This is a genomic window from Streptomyces sp. NPDC107550 (assembly GCF_055639095.1).
The window spans coordinates 114,583-132,413 of record NZ_JBVKBC010000005.1; the positions used below are offsets into that span (position 1 = coordinate 114,583).

Below are 17,831 nucleotides of genomic sequence, written 5' to 3' on the forward strand. Positions count from 1 at the left end.
GCCGCGCCCTTCACGCCGCCATGACCGCTGTCAGGAGTACCACCGCGTCCGTCTCCGCGAGCAGGCCGTGGCGTTCCTGCGGGATGGGATGGAGGGCGCCCTGGGTGAGGGTCGTGTCGCCGGAGACCGCGGTGAGGCGGACGCGGCCGGTGAGGATCTGGAGCGTGGCGGACTGGGGGGCGTTGTGCTCCTCCAGGGCCGTGCCCTCCGTGAGGGCGATGACGCTCTGGCGCAGCGGGTCCTCGCGGACGAGGAGTTCGGCGCTGCGGCCGTGGGCGGAGGCGCGGGCGGCGGCGAGGTGGTCCTCGGCGAGGGATGTCAGGTCGTGTGTCGTGGTCATGGGGCCAGGGTCGCGCGGCGGGCGGGGTGGCGCGAGTGCGGCTGGGGTGGCGTGTCGTCGGTGGGGGGTGCTCGCGCAGTTCCCCGCGCTCCTTTCGGGGCGATTAGCACCGGTGCCCTGGGGGAGCTGCCCCCGCCTTGGGCAGTCTGCCGCCTGGGGCGGCACGGGTGGGCAAGGCGGCACCCCAGCGCCGGGTGCGTGGAGGTTGTGCCTCGGGTGCAGCCCCGGTGGGGCTTCTCGCGCAGTTCCTCGCGCCCCTTTCGGGGCTGGCCTCCGCAACAACTCCCAGCCCCTCCGGCGATTGAGGAGCGGGGCCTGGGGCAGGGCCCCAGGGTGCCGGGCTCGTCGTGGCTGGGCGCGCAGTTCCCCGCGCCCCTTACGGGGCTGACCTCCGCGCCAGCTCCCAGCCCCTCCGGCGATTGAGGAGCGGGGGCTGGGGCAGCGCCCCAGAGTGCCGGGTGCGTTGGGGCTGGGGGCGCAGTTCCCCGCGCCCCTTACAGGGCCGCCCCGTGAGGCTTCGGCTCGGGGGTTCTTCTGCCCGGGCAGGATGTTGCGACCGTGGTGGCGAAGGCTTGGGCGGCTGGGGGGAGCGTGGACCAGCGGCGGGCCGCCCAGCCTGCCTGGAGCGGGGGGAGGCAGGGGGCCGGGACGAGGGTGAGGGTGGGGTGGCCGGGGCCGCGCAGCCCGGGCAGGTCGGGGACGAGGGCGCGGCCGAGCCCGAGTTCCGCGAGGTGGACGGCGGTGTCCCAGTCGGCGATGCCGGTGGCGCAGGCGGCGTCCTGGGCGATGCCGAGTTCGGCGAACCGTTCGTCGAGCAGCCCCCGGGACGTGGAGTGTTCCGGCGGCAGGACGAGCCCCCCGGCGGCGAGGTCCGCGGGCTCGACGCGGGCGCGGCCGGCGAGCGGGTCGTCGGCGCGGACGGCGAGGACCCAGGGCAGTTCGACGACCGGGCGCAGTTCGATGCCGCGTTCGGGGGCGCCGAGGGTGATCCAGGCGAGGTCGATGTCGCGGGCGGCCAGCGCGGCGAAGCAGCCCCGGCTGGAGCTGACCGTCTGGAACTCCAGGCTGACCTGCGGATGGCTGCGCCGGAACTCGACGACGGCCTGCGCCATGAAGTGCCGTACGGAGGTGGCGCCGGTGGCCACGCGGACGGCGCCGCCCTCGCCGCGCGCCAGTTCGCCGATCCGGCGCAGGGCCTCGTCCAGGGCCCCGAGGCCGTCGGCGGCGGCGGTGTGCAGGACGCGGCCGGCGGGCGTGGGGGCGACCCCGCGCGCGTGGCGTTCGAGCAGGGGCGTGCCGACGTCCTTCTCCAGCCGCCTGATGTGCTGGCTGACGGCGGACTGCGTGCAGGCCAGTTCGCGGGCGACCGCGCTGAGGCTGCCCGCGCGGCAGACGGCGGCGAAGACGCGCAGGTCGTCGAGGGTCATCGACATCGGCGGGGTTCTCCGGGTGCGGGCGGGGCCGACGTACCCCAAGGCAGAACTTGGGGGTGGCGTAGGAAACCCGAGGATTGACTGGGGTCACGGCTCGGCGCACGATCATCCTCGGGACGGCCCAGGGCGGCAACCCGCCCGGAGGTCGCGGACTCCGGGCGGGTGCCGACCCGTTCACGGGCCCGGCGGACACGGAGGCTCCGGATGCAGGTCGTCGAGGCGGTGGCGGTGGGCGCGGCGGGGCTCGCCGCGGGCGCGATGAACGCGGTGGTCGGGTCGGGGACCCTGATCACGTTCCCCACGCTGCTGGCGTTCGGCTGTCCGCCGGTCCTCGCCAACGTGTCGAACAACGTGGGGCTCGTCCCCGGCGTCCTGAGCGCCGCGTACGGCTACCGCCGGGAACTGCGCGGCCAGCGCGCCCGCCTGCTGCGGCTCGGGGCCGCGTCGCTGCTCGGCGGGCTCGCGGGGGCGCTGCTGCTGCTCACGCTGCCCGGCTCGGCGTTCCGCGCGATCGTGCCGGTGCTGATCCTGACGGCGTGCGTGCTCGTGCTGCTCCAGCCGCGCCTGAACCGGTGGGTGCGGGAGCGGCCCGGCGCCGCGTCGGGGCGCGTCGACGGCGGCCTGCCGATGTGGCTGGGGGTGCTCGGCACGGGCGTGTACGGCGGCTACTTCGGGGCCGCGCAGGGCGTCCTGCTCATGGGCCTGTTCGGGGCGGTGCTCCGCGACGACCTGCAACGCCTGAACGCCGCGAAGAACGTCCTGGCCTGCCTGGTCAACGCGGTCGCCGCGGTCGTCTTCATCATCGCCGCCGACGTCGACTGGACGCTGGCCGCGCTGATCGCCGCGGGCTCCACGGCAGGCGGCCTGCTCGGCGCGCGCCTGGGCCGGCGGCTGCCGCCGGTGGTGCTGCGCGGGGTGATCGTGACGATCGGTGTGACCGCGTCGGTGGTCCTTCTCGTACGGGGCTGAACCGCGTCAGGGCCGCGTACTCGGAGCCCCCGGACCGGGCCTCGTACCGGCCGGCCGCGCCTGCCCGGAGGTCGGGCGGCGCGGCAGGGCACGTACCGGAAGAAACCTGGGCTCTACCGGGAGCGCTGGCCGGTGACGAGGCGGTAGATGAACAGCACGATCACCGAGCCGATGATCGCGGCGATCCATGTCGACAGGTGGAAGAACCCGTTGATGGAGTGCACGCCGAAGATGACCTTGCCCAGCCAGCCGCCGAGCAGACCGCCGATGATGCCGATGATCATCGTGACCAGGCAGCCGCCGGGGTCCTTCCCGGGGGTGAGCGCCTTGGCGATGGCGCCGGCGATGAGGCCGATGAGGATCCAGGCGATGATGCCCACGGTGTGCGTCCTTTTCTCTCGGTGTGCTGTCGGTGTTCAGGCGGTGTGCCGTACGGCCCTACGCATATCCGTTCGGAAGCACTCCACACGGGACCAAGGTCCCGGGCCATCCGACTGGTCCACTCGGCGCAACGCGCGGGGCCTCCGTCAGCGCGTGTAGAAGGCGAGCCGGGCCCGCTTCGGCGGCAGGCGCACCTCGGGCAGGTCCACCTCAGGGAGCACGATCTCGGCCGCGGCCTCGAAGCCGCAGCGGGTGAACAGGGCGAGGGCGCGCTCGTTGCGGGCGTCCGGTTCGACGACGATCCGGCGCCGCCCGAGCCCGTCGAGGACGTACGCGACGAGCGCCCCGACCAGCGCCGGGGTGAACCCGGGCCGGGTGCCGTCCGGGCCTGGCGGGGCGACGAGCAGGTGCACGCCGATGTCGCCGTCGCGCACGGCGTAGCACTCGCTGACGCGGTCGGCCTCGGGCTCGTACGTCTGGAAGAGGGCGACCGGGGTGCCGTCGAGGCGGACGAGGTGGGCGTGGTGGGTGTCGAGCCCGGCCATGTGGGCGTAGATCCCGCGCACGTCCTCGCGGGACAGGCCCGTCATGCCCCAGAACCGGGCGCGGTCCTCGCTCACCCAGGCGTGCAAGGTGTCGATCTCGGGCCCGTCCACGTCGAGCGGCGCGAGCCGGAACGTACCGTGCCCTTCGACGTGGTGCGCGAACTCCCGTACGGCGTGCGTGTCCTCGGCGATCGCATGCTCGGTCATCGCGGGCTCGGTCATCGCGGGCTCGGTCATCGTGTGCTCCTCGGTCCGGGTCAGGCGGGCGAAGTCGGTGGTGACGGGGGCGAGGTCACCGGCGAGCCACAGCGGGAGCTGGTCGCGGTGGTGCGGGCTGCCGGGGATCCCGGACGCGCCGAGCGGCACGATCCAGCGGCTGTCGTCGCGCCGGGCGAGGTCCCACACGTACCGGGCGGCGGGCCCGCGCGCGCTGTGGTCGGTGAGGCCGGGCACGCTGGACGTGGACAGCACGCAGTCGTGGTCGCCCGCGAGGCCGGGCCACGCGGCGCCGGGGTCGGGCAGCGCCTGCCAGGGCGCGAGCCGGTGCAGCTCGCCCCAGGTGCGCCCGGCGCCCTCGGTGCGGGCGACCTCCTCCAGTGCCGTGCGTACGGCGGACAGCCGTTCCCCGTACGGGATGTGATCGCGCGTCAGCAGATTCTCCAGGCCGTACGCGACGCGCGGGACGAGCGCGAGCCAGGGCCGGAAGACGGCCGGGTAGGCGGGCATCAGCTCGGCGAGGGGCGCGAGCGAGGGGTGGGCGGCGATCTCGCGTACGACGGCGGACCGCACGCGCGCGTACGCGGCGGCCGGGGCGCTGTCCGCGTCCATCCGCCGGTCCCAGGCGAGGAGTTCGTCGCGGAGCGCGGCGGCGTCCGCGCCGAGCCCGTCCACCTGCCGTACGAGGTCCAGCAGCGGGACGGCGGAGGCGAGTTCGGTGTCCATGTGGACGGCCGCCATGTCCGGCGCGGACCAGGTCGGGCGTTCGGCGAGCAGGGCGGCGATGCGGCGGGCGCGGTGCGGCGGCGCGAACTCGGTGCCCAGGGGCGCGGCGAGGGAACGCTCGTTGGCCATGACGGCGACGCCGGTCGCCGGGTCGATCCCGGCGCGGGGCAGCGGGTCGTGGACGCCGCGCCAGGCGTACCGCTCCTCCCACGCGGGCACCACGCGCAGGGAGTTGGCCGGGTCGCGCACGGGGACGGTACCGGCGACGCGGTGCAGCAGGCCGCCCTCGGTGTCGGCGGCGAGCACCACGTTCACCGGCTCCGCCCAGGCGTCGAGCGCCCGGTCCACGTCCGCGACGGTACGGGCCCGCAGCAGCGCGGGCAGTGCGGAGAAGCCCAGGTCGCGGTGGACGCGGGCGGGATGGCGCAGCGTGATGCCGGTGCCCTCGTCGGGGCTGCCGGTGACGAGGACGCCGCGCGCGGTCTCGACGACCTCGACGCCGTCGTCGTCGTACGCATCGGCGCGCTCCCAGCCGCCAGGACCGTACGCCTCGACGCCGCCGTCCGGGGTGCGCCGCAGCCGCTCGCGGTAGAGGTCCTGGTAGTCGGCCATCGAGTTGGTGACGGCCCAGGCGACGCCGCCGGTGTGGCCGAAGTGCCCGATGCCGGGGACGCCGGGGACGGCGAGCCCGAGCACGTCGAACTCCGGGCAGGCGAGCCGTATTTGCTGGTAGACGCCGGGGGCCTCGATGAAGCGGTGCGGGTCGCCCGCGAGGAGCGCGCCGCCGTTCTCGGTGCGGGCGGGCGCGAGGAGCCAGCCGTTGCTTCCGGTGGTGCCGGGGCCGTCGGTGGCGAAGAGTTCCACGGCGTCGGCGCCGAGCCGCCGGACGACCTCGTCGCGCCACATCTTGGCGGGGAACCCGGCGAACAGGACATGCGTCGACAGCCACAGCCCGAGCGGCGTCCACGGCTCCCACCCCCCGGGCTCCGCCCCGGCCGCCGCGAACTCGGGGGCGGGGGCTGCGACTTCGGCTCCGGCTCGGGTTCGGGTTCGGGTGAGCCCGTCCTCGACCCCGGCGGCGTACCCGGCGACCCAGGCGCGGGTCTCCTCGTCGAGGGCGTCGTGGCAGCGGCGGGCGGTGTCGGCGAGACGCGCGCGGCGGGCGAAGGCGTCCCAGGCGCTCGTCTCGGGCCCGGCACCGAGCAGCGCGGCGCTCGTGCCGAGGAGGCGGTGCCGTTCGACCTCGATCTGCCAGGCGCGGTCGGCGGCGGTGACCCTGCCCTGCGCGTACGCGAGGCTCAGCGCGTCGGCCGCGCGCAGATGCGGTACGCCCCACGCGTCCCGGAAGACCTCGAACTCCACGCACTCCCCCAACGGTCGCTTTTTAGGGCAGCCTAACCTAACTAATTCGTCCCCCGGGCGCGGGGAGCCGTCCCGCGCGATGATCGACGTACGTGCGTACGTACCTGCCGTGGAGGATCCATGGACGTCACCCTTCACATCGCCCAGGACCCCGCGGCCGACGAACTCCTCGGCCGCAGCCCCCTCGCGCGGACATCACCGGGCCGGGGTCGCCGGCGGCGGTGCGGGCGCGTAAGCGGGAGCTGAAGGCGGGGGGACGGTAGTCGGCGTGTGCCGCAACCCGAAAACGCCCCGCACTTCCGACGCCCCTGGTCAGACTCCCTCACGCCCACGCACGCGGTTCCCCGCGCCCCTGAGGTGAGTGGGTGGCCCCGGCCGGTGGGAATCCGCAGCTCTCGCCGTGGCTAGTCGCGCAGTTCCCCGCGCCCCTAGGCAGGTGGGTGGTACCGGCCGGTGGGAATCCCCGACTCTCGTCGTGGTCGCTCGCGCAGTTCCCCGCGCCCCTACGCAGGTGGGTGGCACCGCCCGGTGGGAATCCGCAGCTTTCGTCGTGGTTCTCGCGCAGTTCCCCGCGCCCCTGAGGGAGCGGGGCCTCGCCCCTGCTCCCCAGGGGAGGAGGTGGCGACGAAGTCGCCCCTCCAGGGGCGCGGGGAACTGCGCGAGAAGCCCCACCGGCCGATAGACGACGAAACCACAGGCAGCCCCACCCACCCAGGGGCGCGGGGAACTGCGCGGCCAGCCACCCACCCGCCGAAAGACGAACAACCACCCCCAGGGGCAGCGCCCCTTCAGGGGCGCGGGGAACTGCGCGAGACGAACCACCGGCCGGTAGACGACGAACCACGGGCAGGCCCACCCACCCAGGGGCGCGGGGAACTGCGCGACCAGCCACCCACCGGCCCGCAGGTGAACGACCACGATCAAGGGGCAGCCCCGCTAAAGGTGCCGCCGGCGATCACCCGTACCGCCCGCTGCCGAGCGCGAGCGCCGGCTCAGCGTCGCCGCGTGCCGAAGATCGACCGCGTGATCTCGCGCCCGAGCTGCGTCCCCACCGACCGCGCCAGCGACTTGAAGATGCCGCTCCCAACCACCTGGTCGACCACGGACACATCCCGCGCGGGCCCAGCCGCCGGCACCTCAGCCACCCGCGCGGACAACTTCTCGTACGCCGACTTCCGGTCCACCCCCTCCGCGTACCGCCCGTACAACTCCGACCCCCGCACCGCCGCCCCCAGCGCCTCCCCCGCCACCGGCCCCATCAACGACTCCGGCGCCCGCAACCGCGTCACCGCGACCGGCGTCGGCGCGCCCGACTCGCTCAGCACGGTGACGACCGCCTCCCCGGTCCCGAGCGAGGTCAGCACCTCCTCCAGGTCGTACGCCGAGTCCGGAAACGTCCTCACCGTCGCCTTCAGCGCCTTCTGGTCGTCCGGCGTGAACGCCCGCAACGCGTGCTGCACCCGGTTCCCGAGCTGCCCGAGCACATCGGCCGGCACGTCCTTCGGCGTCTGCGTCACGAAGAAGACGCCGACGCCCTTGGACCGGATGAGCCGCACGGTCTGCGTGATGGATTCCAGGAACGCCTTGGACGCCCCGTTGAACAGCAGGTGCGCCTCGTCGAAGAAGAAGACCAGCTTCGGCTTCTCCACGTCCCCCACCTCCGGCAGCCGCTGGAAGAGGTCGGCCAGCAGCCACATCAGGAACGTGGAGAACAACTGCGGTTTGTCCTGCACGGCGGGCAGCTCCAGCACGGAGACCACGCCCCGCCCGTCGCCGGCCGTACGCAACAGCTCGCTCGTGTCGAACTCCGGCTCCCCGAAGAAGTCGCTCATGCCCTGCGCCTCGAACGTCGTCAGCGCCCGCAGGATGACCCCGGCCGTCGCCGTGGACAGCCCGCCGATCGCCTTGAGTTCGGGCTTGCCCTCGTCGGAGGTGAGGAAGGTGACGACGGCCCGCAGGTCCTTCAGGTCGTACAGCTCAAGGCCCTTCTGGTCCGCGTAGTGGAAGATCAGGCCGAGGGACTGCTCCTGCGTCTGGTTCAGCCGCAGCACCTTCGCCAGCAGCACCGGCCCGAACTGCGTGATCGTCGCCCGCAGCGGTACGCCCGTGCCGATGCCGCCGAGCGCGTAGAACTCGCAGGGAAAGCCGGTCGCCGTCCACTCCTGGCCGACCTGCCCGGCCCGCTCCCGCACCCGCGCGCCGTCCTTGCCGGGCGCGCTGACCCCGGACAGGTCGCCCTTGACGTCCGCGAGGAACACCGGGACGCCCTGCGCCGACAACTGCTCCGCGACGAGTTGCAGCGTCTTCGTCTTGCCGGTGCCGGTCGCCCCGGCGACGAGCCCGTGCCGGGTGAGCATCGGCAGCGGGATGCGGACCTGCGCCTCGGGGTGCGGCCGCCCCTCCCACAGCAGCGCGCCCAGCTCCAGCGCCGGACCGCTGAAGGCGTACCCGGCGGCGATCTCCGGCGGCGGCGCGGACCCCGGCGTCAACCCGGCGCCCTCCGCTACCCCGGACGGGGCGTCCGCACTCTCCGCTCCGCCCGCGATCGGCTCGCTGTCACCCATGTCAGGCCCCTGTCGCCGGCTTGAACGGTCGTCTTCGCCCCACTTCAGGGCGGTATTTCCCAGCGTCGCACTCGCTCTCCATGGCTGCGCCCGGAGAGCCGGGCCCGGTAGGCTTTCCGTGTGATCTTCAAGCGCATCGGAAACGGCCGGCCGTACCCCGACCACGGCCGGGAAAGCACCCGGCAGTGGGCGGACGTCGCGCCGCGCCCGGTCCGCCTCGATCAGCTCGTGACGACCAAGGGCCAGCTCGACCTGGAGACCCTCCTCGCCGAGGACTCCACGTTCTACGGGGACCTCTTCGCGCATGTCGTGAAGTGGCAGGGCGATCTGTATCTGGAGGACGGGCTGCACCGCGCCGTGCGCGCCGCGCTCCAGCAGCGCCAGGTCCTGCACGCCCGCGTCCTCGAACTGGGCTGACCACCCCCGGACCGCCCCCAGGCCGCCCCCGGACTCGCCAGGCCCCGCCCCGGGGACCGCCGCCCGGCGCCCGTATTGACCCTTTCGGGTTGGACCGGGCCCTCCGGCGTGATCATTTAATAGGCATCGCCGTCACACGGCACTACGCTGCGCTCATGAGCATGCTCACTCCCCCCGGCATGGGCGGCAAGTACCGCATCACGGGGGACCGGTATCCCCGTATGCGGCGCGGACGCTCGCGCAGCAGGATCGTGCTCGCCGTCGTGGCGTCCGTCGCCGCGATCGGCCTGATCGGCTGGGGGTCGCTCCAGCTCGTCGACGTCTTCACCGGCGGTGGCAAGGCCACGGCAGCCGGGGCGGGCGCGGCGCACTGCGCGAGGAAGCCCAGCCCGTCCGCGTCCGGCGCCGCCCACGCGGCGGCGCTGCCCCGCCCGGGCCAGATCAAGGTCAACGTGCTGAACGCGACGCCCCGCGGCGGACTCGCCAAGAAGACCGCCGACGAGCTGAAGAAGCGCGGCTTCACCATCGGCGAAGTGGGCAACGCGACGAAGGCGTACGACAAGAAGGTCAAGGGCGTCGGCGTCCTGCTCGGCGCGAAGGGCGCATCCGACGCGGCCCTCCCGGTCCTCGGTACGCAGCTGTCGGGCGCCGAGCTGAAGACCGACTCGCGCGCCAAGCCGGCCGAGGTGGACCTGATCATCGGCAAGGGGTTCAAGGGCCTCGCCCCGAAGACCACCGCGACGAAGGCGCTGACCGCGCTCACCGCGCCGAGCCCGAAGGCGAGCGCCTCCGCGGCCTCCTGCTGAGCCGCCTGCCTGCTGAGCCCCCGCCCCGGGGGCCCTTCCGGAACCGGAGACGGAAAAAGCCGCGGTCGCCGGCCGCTCGGAGTCCGAGCGCCTGGCGACCGCGGCTTTCGCGGTGCGGGGGGGGGGCGTTACTCCGCCGCGCCGTACATGCGGTCGCCCGCGTCGCCGAGGCCGGGGACGATGTAGCCGCTCTCGTTCAGGCGCTCGTCCACCGAGGCCGTCACCACGGTCACCGGCGTGCCCGCCAGCTCCCGCTCCATGACCTCGACGCCCTCGGGCGCGGCCAGCAGCACCACGGCCGTCACGTCGTCGGCGCCGCGCCGGATCAGCTCCTTGATCGCCGCGACCAGCGTGCCGCCCGTCGCCAGCATCGGGTCGAGGACGTACACCTGGCGCCCGGACAGGTCGTCGGGCATGCGCGTGGCGTACGTCGACGCCTCCAGGGTCTCCTCGTTGCGCACCATGCCGAGGAAGCCGACCTCGGCGGTGGGCAGCAGGCGGACCATGCCGTCGAGCATCCCGAGGCCCGCGCGCAGGATCGGCACCACGAGCGGGCGCGGGTAGGAGAGCTTGACGCCCGTCGTACGCGCCACGGGGGTGTCGAGGTCGACCTGCTCGGTCCGCACGTCCCGGGTCGCCTCGTAGGCGAGCAGGGTGACCAGTTCGTCGGCGAGCCGCCGGAAGGTCGGGGAGTCCGTGCGCCGGTCGCGCAGCGTGGTGAGTTTGTGCGCCACCAGCGGGTGGTCGACGACGTGAATCCGCATGTCCTCCACAGTAACCGGGCCGCACCCCGCCCGGCGCCGCCCGGCGCCGCCCGCACTGGCATCAAAGCCCTGGTCGGGGGGAAAGTGGAAGGAACGTGGCGGCCGAGGTACGTGGGGTGGTGAAGTGGCCATGCCGGACCGCAAGCGCCGAGAACGGCCCGAACCGGAGTCCGACGACACCGGGTGCGAGCCGGAGACCGACGCCGAACGCAGGCGCCGCAGGGCCCTGTTCCTGCGCGAGCTGACGGAGGCCCGCGAGCTGCGCGCCCGCGTCCAGCCGCGCCGCGCGCGAGCCGCCCGGATGCGCCAGCAGATGCGTATGCGCACCTTCCGCTGGTGACCGCGAGGCCGCGACCCGCCGGTCCCTTCGGGTGACGCGCCTCACACCACGGCCCCGTGCTCCCAACGATCCGGCGGCCCCGCGCCCAACACAGCGTGCGGAAGACCTCTCTTGAAGCCGTTCTTTCTGCCACGATTCCGAGTGGGCGGAGGTCGATTCGGACTCCCCGCCTCCAACGACCCCGCCGGGGGGACCCCCGACCGGAACACCTGAGACCAGTGGGAGAGTCACGGTGTACTTCGCCGCACTGCTCGCGCGCACCGAAGACGGGTGGGAAGCGAGCGACACGGAGCTCGACGACGTGGAGACCCTGTCGGACCTGTCCGACCTGGCCCGCGAAGCGGCGGCCGAGGCCGGCGCCGAGGACGACACGGTCCTCGTTCTCATCGAACAGGAGGACGCGTGGTTCGGCGTCGTCCGCGTGGACGGCGAGGAGGACCCCCGTATCTACGTGTCGGACGCGGCGGCCGCCGCCCGCAGCAGCTACGGCGAGATCCTCCTGACCGACGAACTGCTCGGCAAGGACCCGCAGACCGACGACGAGTTGGAGGCCCTGGACCTGGACGGCACCGAGGACGGTGAGCCGGACGAGGACGACGCGGACGCGGACGAGGACGGCGGCGGGGACGAGGGCGCCGGCGCCGAAGCCGTCCCCGCGGGCCCGCTCGGCGACCGCGAGGTCCTCGCCGACCTCGGCGTCCCCGAGAAGGAACTCCTCGCCCTCCACGCCGGCGACGCGGTGAACGAGATCGCCGACGTGCTGGGCGCCGCGGAGGTACTGGAGACCGTGCGCTGAGCCCGCGCGCGCGGCCCGCGCTAGATTCCAGGCCGTGACCACCCCCCGCCCCGGACACCCCGTGCCCGCCCCCGACCCCGCATCCGACCCCGCCCCCGACCCCGTACGCGATCCCTGGAAGCCGTCCATGCGGCAGGCCCTCGCCGAAGCGGGGCTCGCCGCGGCGGCCGGTGACGTGCCGGTCGGCGCCGTCGTGCTCGCGCCCGACGGCGTCACCGTCCTCGCCACCGCGCACAACGAACGTGAACTGACCGGCGACCCCACCGCCCACGCCGAGGTGCTGGCCGTGCGGCGGGCGGCGGCGGCCGTCGGTGAGTGGCGGCTGACCGGGTGCACGCTCGTCGTCACCCTGGAGCCCTGCACGATGTGCGCGGGCGCCCTCGTCCAGTCCCGCGTCGACCGCGTCGTCTACGGCGCCCGCGACGAGAAGGCCGGCGCCGCCGGCTCCCTGTGGGACGTGCTCCGCGACCGCCGCCTCAACCACCGCCCCGAGGTCATCGCCGGTGTCCTCGCCGCCGAGTGCGCCGCGCCCCTGGTCCGCTTCTTCCGCGACCACGATTTCAACCCACGGCCCCCCATGGGCTAGAGTTCCTCTCGGTAGCGTGTCCGAGCGGCCGAAGGAGCTCGCCTCGAAAGCGAGTGTGGGGAAACTCACCGAGGGTTCAAATCCCTCCGCTACCGCTGACAACGCCCCTCTGGACTGCGGAAACGCAGATCGGAGGGGCGTTTTGCGTGCGCCCATGGCAGGGTCGGTCTGCTGTTCCAACTCATCCAGCAGTCCGGCGCGGCCGAGCGCTGTGCCTTGTACAGGGCACTCATGTGGTGTATCCGCTCTTGTGCGGCCTGTGCGGCGATACGCTTCGTGAGGAGCACCGCAGGGAGCGGGCCTTGAGGTCGTACCAAGGAGGGCACCTATGACGACTGCCGCTCTGGGTGGACCAGGGGTCCCCCCCATGCCCGAGAGGACTCCAAGGGCCCTGCGCGAAGCCATCGCCCAGCACGCCCCGCAGCTCCTTGCCGATTTCGATGCCCACTGGAAGCGGGACATCGCCGATGCGTACGACATCGCGCCGGTTCCCGCGTTCATGGCCCGCTGGTGGGGCGAGTACGCCATCGCCCGCGACCCGCTCCTCGAGCAGAAGGTGCACCGTCTGGAGGACGAGGCAGGCGAGGCAAGCGACTCCGCCCGGGCCAAAGCCCTCCTTGAGGAAGCCGGACACCTCCGCCGCGCGGCCCGCCAGACGGAACCCGGCCGGTGACCGACGGCTTCATGGGGCCTCCCTGGCAAGCAGACTGGGTGGAAGCCGCACGTATCTACCGTGACGGTCTCCCTGCCGAGGTGCGGAAGCAGATCAGGGACGGCATGGCGGAACTCATCACCGCCAGGAATCCCTACGTCCCCCTGGGCGAGTTACCGGACGGCTACTACCTTGAGCCAGCCCGCTCCAGCCGTCCGCGAGGCCCTCACATTCTCTACTTCGACCGAGGAAGAGGCTGGTTCCGGTTCACCTTCGTGGGCCGCGTCGAGGATCCGCAGATCGTCGTGGAAGAGATCTTCTGGCAGTGAACTGACGCCAAAACCACGCGAAAAGGCCCCGGGCCTGACCGGGGCGCCGGGGTTTTTTCTTTGTTTGGGCGGGGGGAGCGGCATCGGGGGGACAAGCCGCTCCCCCCGACGAGGACGCGCCACCCGTAAGTCCACGCCGCTTCGGGGGGAAGCCGCGCCGTGGACCCCGCAGTCGGGGCCGCGTCCCTGCCCTTCGGATTCCTGCCAGACCCTCCGGGCTCATCACCTATCCTGCGCCACCGGAACCCGCCCGCGACCCGGCAAACGGCCTGTCCGCGCGGGCCGTTGGTCCTGAAAAGGAGCGGAACCGGCCACGCGGGATAGACTCGCGCCCGGCAACAGGGGCCCCACGGGCGACAGCCGGGGGCGACAGCGGGCGACGGGGAGGCCGGGACGTGGTGCAGACGAAAAAGATTGCTCTGTATGTGGCGGTCGTCTTCGTGCTCTACGTGGTGATCACCGACCCCGCCAAGGCCGCCGGGTACGTCCAGATAGGGTTCGAGGGCGTTTCGGCCGCCGCCCGCTCCATAGGCGACTTCATGACCTGGGTAGCCAACGGCGGCAAGTAGCACCCCGAGCCCCCAGGAGAGCCCCGCCGTGATCCGCCATCTGGTCCTGTTCAAGCTCAACGACGGCGTCAGCCGCGACGAGCCGCGCGTCGCCGAGGGCGTCGCCGCGTTCCGCGCGCTGGGCTCGCAGATCCCCGAGCTGACGTTCTGGGAGTGCGCCTGGAACATCACCGACCGCGACATCGCCTACGACTTCGCCATCAACTCCGCGGTCGAGGACACCGACGCCCTCAAGCGCTACCTGGAGCACCCCGCGCACCAGGCGGGCGTCGCCCTGTGGCGCGAGTTCGCCACCTGGGTGATCGCCGACTACGAGTTCTAGCCCCGCCGCTGCGACGCCGCCACCGCGTCGCCTCAGCGCCGCACACCCCGCCGGGCCCCCGCCCGGCCGCCGGGCCCCCCGTCCCTGTGACGCGGGGGCCTTTTCGCGTACCGGATCTGGGGTTTAAGGACAATCTGCCCGTCAACACGGAGTTATGGGGTGCTTGCACACAGTGCACATGTCTTGTGATGCTATGACCGCTTTTGACCGATGAGTTGACGGAAACAGAGGTGGCGTTGACCGTGCCGGCCAGTACTGCACCTCAAGCGCCGCCCGCGCGGTCCACCCGCGGCGCCGACACCCGAGCCCTCACGCAGATCCTGTTCGCGCAGCTCAAGGAGTTGCCGCCGGGCTGCCCCGAGCACTCCCGGGTGCGCGGGGCGCTGATCGAGGCGAACCTGCCGCTCGTGCGGTACGCGGCGGCCCGCTTCCGCAGCCGCAACGAGCCGATGGAGGACGTGGTCCAGGTCGGGACCATCGGGCTGATCAACGCCATCGACCGCTTCGACCCGGACCGCGGGGTGCAGTTCCCGACGTTCGCCATGCCGACCGTCGTCGGCGAGATCAAGCGCTACTTCCGCGACAACGTACGGACCGTGCACGTCCCCCGGCGCCTGCACGAGCTGTGGGTGCAGGTCAACGGCGCGACCGAGGACCTCACCACCGCGCACGGCCGCTCCCCCACCACCGCCGAGATCGCCGAGCGGCTGCGCATCGGCGAGGACGAGGTGCTGGCCTGCATCGAGGCCGGGCGCTCGTACCACGCCACTTCCCTGGAGGCCGCGCAGGAGGGCGACGGCATGCCGGGCCTGCTCGACCGGCTCGGCTACGAGGACCCCGAGCTGGACGGCGTCGAACACCGCGACCTCGTACGGCATCTGCTCGTCCAGCTGCCCGAGAGGGAACAGCGCATCCTGCTCCTGCGGTACTACAACAACCTCACGCAGTCGCAGATCAGCGCCGAACTCGGGGTCTCGCAGATGCATGTGTCAAGGCTCCTCGCCCGCAGCTTCGCGCGACTCAGATCCGCAAACAGGATCGAAGCGTAGCTGGAACGGGTAGACCGCCCTCGGGCACTTTTCCCGCCGTGTGCGCGCCCGCGCGCGGCCACACCCCTTGTCAACAGCGCGGATTCACCCGATCCATGTCGACATGTCACTACAGCGCGTTGCCGACATGTGACATTCTGCTGGAACCGCGTTTGGCGCAGCCTCACGTCCGGTATTCAGGTGGAGGCTGCGTTCCTACCTGACGGGAGCGTCGCCGCGACCGTCCGCGACCTCAAGGGGGTGGCATGTCCGCAGACCAGGGCAGCTCGAAGGTGCTCACGCTCCCGCCCGGCGCATCCGTCGCGTCCGGCGACGGCGAGTCCGTGACCGCCGCGCTGATCGACACCGTCCCGGCCCCCGAGGCCCTCGACACCGTTGTGGCGCCGGAGGCCATCGACACCGTTGTGACGCCCGAGGCCGTCGAGACGGTCCCCGAGACATCGGGAGCCATCGACACCCGGACCCTGTCCCGCTCCCTGTTCCTGCGGCTCGCCACGCTCGGCGAGGACAGCCCGGAGCGGGCCTACGTCCGCGACACCCTCATCGAGCTGAACCTGCCGCTCGTGCGGTACGCGGCGGCCCGCTTCCGCAGCCGTAACGAGCCGATGGAGGACATCGTCCAGGTCGGCACGATCGGGCTGATCAAGGCGATCGACCGGTTCGACTGCGAGCGGGGCGTCGAGTTCCCGACCTTCGCCATGCCCACGGTCGTCGGCGAGATCAAGCGTTTCTTCCGTGACACGTCCTGGTCGGTACGGGTACCGCGCCGGCTCCAGGAGCTGCGCCTCGCGCTGACCAAGGCCAGTGACGAGCTGGCGCAGAAGCTCGACCGCTCGCCGACCGTGCCGGAGCTGGCGGCTGTGCTCGGCGTCTCCGAGGAGGACGTCGTCGACGGCCTCGCCGTGGGCAACGCGTACACCGCCTCCTCCCTCGACTCCCCCGCCCCCGAGGACGACGGCGGCGAGGGCTCCCTCGCGGACCGCCTCGGCTACGAGGACACCGCGCTCGAAGGCGTCGAGTACCGCGAGTCCCTCAAGCCGCTGCTCGCCAAACTCCCGCCCCGCGAGCGGCGGATCATCATGCTCCGCTTCTTCGCCAACATGACGCAGTCGCAGATCGGCGAGGAGGTCGGCATCTCCCAGATGCACGTCTCCCGGCTGCTCACCCGCACCCTCGCGCAGCTCCGGGACGGACTGATCGCCGACTGAGGCCCACGGGCACCCGGTTCATCTCCCTTCGCGGGGTTCCGAATTGACGGACCGTCAGGGAAACTGGCGCGATGAAGTGGACCTGGGTGCGCGGACCTCGCCGCAGGCTCGTCCTGGCCGGCGCCTGCGCGGGAGTCATCGGTGTCGCGGCGCTCGGGGCCGTCGCCCTGGACGCGGGGGACGCCCCGGACGCGTACGTGGCGGTGGGCGCCGCCGGAGCACCCCCGGGCCCTCCCGCGGGCGGCGTCGCCCCCACCGGGAAGGTCCGGCTCGTCCCGCTGGACGGCACCGGCACGGGCACCCCGGGCTCCGGCACCCCCGGCGCGGACGGCACCCCCGGCGCAAACGGCACGCGGGCCGGCGAGAACGCGGGCGGCGACGGCACAGCCGGCGGCGGCTCATCCACCCCGGGCGCCCCCGGCACCGGCACGGACCCCCAGGCGGGCGGCGCCCCGGGCATGGGCGGCTCGACAGGCACCGGCACCGGCGCGGGCGGCGCGGGCGGCGCGGGCTCCGGCACCGGCGGCGGGGGCGGCACCGGCAGCCCCGGCTCGGGCGGCGGCTCGGCGGGCGGCTCGGGCACGGGCGGGACCTCCGGCGGCGGCACCCCGGGCACCCCCGGATCGGGCGGCGGCTCGGGCGGCGGCACATCCCCCGGCACCCCGGGCTCCGGGACGCCCGGATCAGGCGGCGGATCGGGCGGCGGCGGCAGGCCCCCCGCACCTCCCACCCCCGCTCACCTCCTCGTCAGCGACCCCGAGCGCGCGGGCACCGGCAAGCGCTGGTGCGAGGACGTGACGCTGAAGTTCCGTAACTCCGGTGGCACAGCGGTGCGTTCGGGCACCGTCACGTTCGGCACGCACATCATCGGCTCGCTCGGCATCGACTGGGCGACCATCGAGTCCACCGAGGACCTGCCCGTGCCGCTCGCGGCCGGGGCGAAGACGGAGAAGACCTGGAAGGTGTGCGTCGAGTCCTGGCGCGTACCGCTCGGCATGCACATCGAGACGCGCGACGTCTCCGTGAAGTGGAAGTAGTGTTCGCCCTCGCGGGCGCGGGCGAACGCCGGAAAGGGGCGTGACCGGGGTCGGTGAAGACCCGGGTCCGCCCCGAACTCCCGTACGGGAGAAGTTACTTGAGCGCCAGCCAGGCCACGGCGGCGATCACCACGACGGCGACCACGATGCCGATGATCAGACCCGCGCCGGGGCCGGACTTCGCGGGGGCCTGCCGGCCGCCGGCCGCCTGCGGCTGCTTGTCGTCGACGAAGGCGCGGAACATCTGGGTGCTGCCCGCGGGGTCGTAGTTACCTTCGGGGCCCGGGCCCTGGGGGTTGTGTGCCATGGGGCAGGACCCTAGCGAATCGGCGGCACAGGCGCCACAGCCTGCCCATGGCCCACGTGAGCTGCGGCTTTACCCTCTTACACCCCGCCTTTGCCGTGATTTTAGAGTCGAAC

General features: G+C 73.0%; 20 protein-coding genes, 1 tRNA gene and 1 pseudogene. 15 read left to right on the top strand and 7 right to left on the bottom strand.

The features are described from left to right. Window positions 1–10 precede the first annotated feature (10 nt). Window positions 11–340 (bottom strand): cupin domain-containing protein, encoded by a 330-nt coding sequence (locus ACZ7LY_RS09535; RefSeq protein WP_471623949.1) that lies wholly within the window; start codon window positions 338–340, stop codon window positions 11–13. A gap of 494 nt (window positions 341–834) precedes the next feature. After that, window positions 835–1,767, bottom strand: coding sequence for a LysR family transcriptional regulator (locus ACZ7LY_RS09540; RefSeq protein ID WP_471624159.1), 933 nt, complete (start codon window positions 1,765–1,767; stop codon window positions 835–837). 210 nt (window positions 1,768–1,977) lie between these two features. On the opposite strand from ACZ7LY_RS09540, the gene ACZ7LY_RS09545 reads away from it, so the two are divergent. After that, window positions 1,978–2,742 (top strand): sulfite exporter TauE/SafE family protein, encoded by a 765-nt coding sequence (locus ACZ7LY_RS09545; RefSeq protein ID WP_471623950.1) that lies wholly within the window; start codon window positions 1,978–1,980, stop codon window positions 2,740–2,742. Window positions 2,743–2,855: 113 nt separating this feature from the next. Here the strand turns inward: ACZ7LY_RS09545 and ACZ7LY_RS09550 are convergent, their stop codons facing one another. Both ACZ7LY_RS09550 and ACZ7LY_RS09555 read right to left on the bottom strand, forming a co-directional pair. Continuing rightward, window positions 2,856–3,122 (bottom strand): GlsB/YeaQ/YmgE family stress response membrane protein, encoded by a 267-nt coding sequence (locus ACZ7LY_RS09550; RefSeq protein WP_471623951.1) that lies wholly within the window; start codon window positions 3,120–3,122, stop codon window positions 2,856–2,858. Window positions 3,123–3,269: 147 nt separating this feature from the next. Then, complete coding sequence (locus tag ACZ7LY_RS09555) at window positions 3,270–5,972, bottom strand: GNAT family N-acetyltransferase (RefSeq protein WP_471623952.1); 2,703 nt, start codon at window positions 5,970–5,972, stop codon at window positions 3,270–3,272. Window positions 5,973–6,092: 120 nt separating this feature from the next. Here ACZ7LY_RS09555 and ACZ7LY_RS09560 point away from each other — a divergent pair. After that, window positions 6,093–6,161, top strand: a pseudogene (locus tag ACZ7LY_RS09560) (HhH-GPD-type base excision DNA repair protein); the annotation flags it as partial. An 803-nt stretch (window positions 6,162–6,964) separates the two neighbouring features. On the opposite strand, the gene ACZ7LY_RS09565 reads toward ACZ7LY_RS09560, so the two are convergent. Then, a complete protein-coding gene (locus ACZ7LY_RS09565; RefSeq protein ID WP_471623953.1) occupies window positions 6,965–8,536 on the bottom strand; it encodes a helicase HerA-like domain-containing protein in 1,572 nt (523 codons plus the stop codon). A gap of 120 nt (window positions 8,537–8,656) precedes the next feature. Between ACZ7LY_RS09565 and ACZ7LY_RS09570 the strand changes: the two genes are divergently transcribed. Continuing rightward, window positions 8,657–8,953 (top strand): type II toxin-antitoxin system VapB family antitoxin, encoded by a 297-nt coding sequence (locus tag ACZ7LY_RS09570; protein WP_003955420.1) that lies wholly within the window; start codon window positions 8,657–8,659, stop codon window positions 8,951–8,953. A 155-nt stretch (window positions 8,954–9,108) separates the two neighbouring features. Then, window positions 9,109–9,759: a LytR C-terminal domain-containing protein gene (locus ACZ7LY_RS09575; protein WP_471623954.1), complete on the top strand. Its 651-nt coding sequence runs from the start codon at window positions 9,109–9,111 to the stop codon at window positions 9,757–9,759. A gap of 128 nt (window positions 9,760–9,887) precedes the next feature. Here ACZ7LY_RS09575 and upp read toward each other — a convergent pair whose 3' ends face one another. Further along, window positions 9,888–10,523: a uracil phosphoribosyltransferase gene (gene upp / locus ACZ7LY_RS09580; protein ID WP_471623955.1), complete on the bottom strand. Its 636-nt coding sequence runs from the start codon at window positions 10,521–10,523 to the stop codon at window positions 9,888–9,890. A 130-nt stretch (window positions 10,524–10,653) separates the two neighbouring features. Between upp and ACZ7LY_RS09585 the strand changes: the two genes are divergently transcribed. The 11 genes from ACZ7LY_RS09585 (at window position 10,654) to ACZ7LY_RS09635 (ending at window position 17,411) form a co-directional block, all read left to right on the top strand. Then, window positions 10,654–10,863 (top strand): hypothetical protein, encoded by a 210-nt coding sequence (locus tag ACZ7LY_RS09585; RefSeq protein ID WP_471623956.1) that lies wholly within the window; start codon window positions 10,654–10,656, stop codon window positions 10,861–10,863. Between the two features lie 232 nt (window positions 10,864–11,095). Next, a complete protein-coding gene (locus ACZ7LY_RS09590; RefSeq protein ID WP_471623957.1) occupies window positions 11,096–11,659 on the top strand; it encodes a tRNA adenosine deaminase-associated protein in 564 nt (187 codons plus the stop codon). A gap of 127 nt (window positions 11,660–11,786) precedes the next feature. After that, a complete protein-coding gene (tadA, locus tag ACZ7LY_RS09595; RefSeq protein ID WP_471624160.1) occupies window positions 11,787–12,245 on the top strand; it encodes a tRNA adenosine(34) deaminase TadA in 459 nt (152 codons plus the stop codon). Between the two features lie 10 nt (window positions 12,246–12,255). Further along, window positions 12,256–12,340, top strand: a tRNA-Ser gene (locus tag ACZ7LY_RS09600). 272 nt (window positions 12,341–12,612) lie between these two features. Further along, entirely contained in the window at window positions 12,613–12,918 is a 306-nt protein-coding gene (locus ACZ7LY_RS09605; protein ID WP_471623958.1) for a hypothetical protein, read from the top strand. Beyond that, window positions 12,915–13,226 carry a hypothetical protein gene (locus ACZ7LY_RS09610; RefSeq protein ID WP_471623959.1) on the top strand — a complete coding sequence of 104 codons (312 nt, stop codon included), beginning with the start codon at window positions 12,915–12,917 and terminating at the stop codon, window positions 13,224–13,226. Before ACZ7LY_RS09605 ends, ACZ7LY_RS09610 begins: the two co-directional genes overlap by 4 nt. A gap of 395 nt (window positions 13,227–13,621) precedes the next feature. After that, window positions 13,622–13,795, top strand: a complete 174-nt coding sequence (locus tag ACZ7LY_RS09615) for a hypothetical protein (protein WP_471623960.1) — start codon at window positions 13,622–13,624, stop codon at window positions 13,793–13,795. A 28-nt stretch (window positions 13,796–13,823) separates the two neighbouring features. Beyond that, a complete protein-coding gene (locus tag ACZ7LY_RS09620; protein ID WP_471623961.1) occupies window positions 13,824–14,117 on the top strand; it encodes a Dabb family protein in 294 nt (97 codons plus the stop codon). Between the two features lie 230 nt (window positions 14,118–14,347). Beyond that, window positions 14,348–15,166: an RNA polymerase sigma factor SigF gene (locus tag ACZ7LY_RS09625; protein WP_471623962.1), complete on the top strand. Its 819-nt coding sequence runs from the start codon at window positions 14,348–14,350 to the stop codon at window positions 15,164–15,166. A gap of 245 nt (window positions 15,167–15,411) precedes the next feature. After that, window positions 15,412–16,374, top strand: coding sequence for an RNA polymerase sigma factor SigF (locus ACZ7LY_RS09630; RefSeq protein WP_471623963.1), 963 nt, complete (start codon window positions 15,412–15,414; stop codon window positions 16,372–16,374). A gap of 71 nt (window positions 16,375–16,445) precedes the next feature. Further along, window positions 16,446–17,411: a hypothetical protein gene (locus ACZ7LY_RS09635; RefSeq protein ID WP_471623964.1), complete on the top strand. Its 966-nt coding sequence runs from the start codon at window positions 16,446–16,448 to the stop codon at window positions 17,409–17,411. 94 nt (window positions 17,412–17,505) lie between these two features. Here the strand turns inward: ACZ7LY_RS09635 and ACZ7LY_RS09640 are convergent, their stop codons facing one another. Continuing rightward, complete coding sequence (locus ACZ7LY_RS09640) at window positions 17,506–17,718, bottom strand: hypothetical protein (RefSeq protein WP_471623965.1); 213 nt, start codon at window positions 17,716–17,718, stop codon at window positions 17,506–17,508. Window positions 17,719–17,831 lie beyond the last annotated feature (113 nt).

Bases quoted from the DNA above. Each gene is read 5' to 3' on its own strand.
- ACZ7LY_RS09535 (WP_471623949.1), bottom strand. From the start codon at position 340: ATGACCACGACACACGACCTGACATCCCTCGCCGAGGACCACCTCGCC.
- ACZ7LY_RS09540 (WP_471624159.1), bottom strand. From the start codon at position 1,767: ATGACCCTCGACGACCTGCGCGTCTTCGCCGCCGTCTGCCGCGCGGGC.
- ACZ7LY_RS09545 (WP_471623950.1), top strand. From the start codon at position 1,978: ATGCAGGTCGTCGAGGCGGTGGCGGTGGGCGCGGCGGGGCTCGCCGCG.
- ACZ7LY_RS09565 (WP_471623953.1), bottom strand. From the start codon at position 8,536: ATGGGTGACAGCGAGCCGATCGCGGGCGGAGCGGAGAGTGCGGACGCC.
- ACZ7LY_RS09575 (WP_471623954.1), top strand. From the start codon at position 9,109: ATGAGCATGCTCACTCCCCCCGGCATGGGCGGCAAGTACCGCATCACG.
- upp (WP_471623955.1), bottom strand. From the start codon at position 10,523: ATGCGGATTCACGTCGTCGACCACCCGCTGGTGGCGCACAAACTCACC.
- ACZ7LY_RS09585 (WP_471623956.1), top strand. From the start codon at position 10,654: ATGCCGGACCGCAAGCGCCGAGAACGGCCCGAACCGGAGTCCGACGAC.
- tadA (WP_471624160.1), top strand. From the start codon at position 11,787: ATGCGGCAGGCCCTCGCCGAAGCGGGGCTCGCCGCGGCGGCCGGTGAC.
- ACZ7LY_RS09605 (WP_471623958.1), top strand. From the start codon at position 12,613: ATGCCCGAGAGGACTCCAAGGGCCCTGCGCGAAGCCATCGCCCAGCAC.
- ACZ7LY_RS09630 (WP_471623963.1), top strand. From the start codon at position 15,412: ATGTCCGCAGACCAGGGCAGCTCGAAGGTGCTCACGCTCCCGCCCGGC.
- ACZ7LY_RS09635 (WP_471623964.1), top strand. From the start codon at position 16,446: ATGAAGTGGACCTGGGTGCGCGGACCTCGCCGCAGGCTCGTCCTGGCC.
- ACZ7LY_RS09640 (WP_471623965.1), bottom strand. From the start codon at position 17,718: ATGGCACACAACCCCCAGGGCCCGGGCCCCGAAGGTAACTACGACCCC.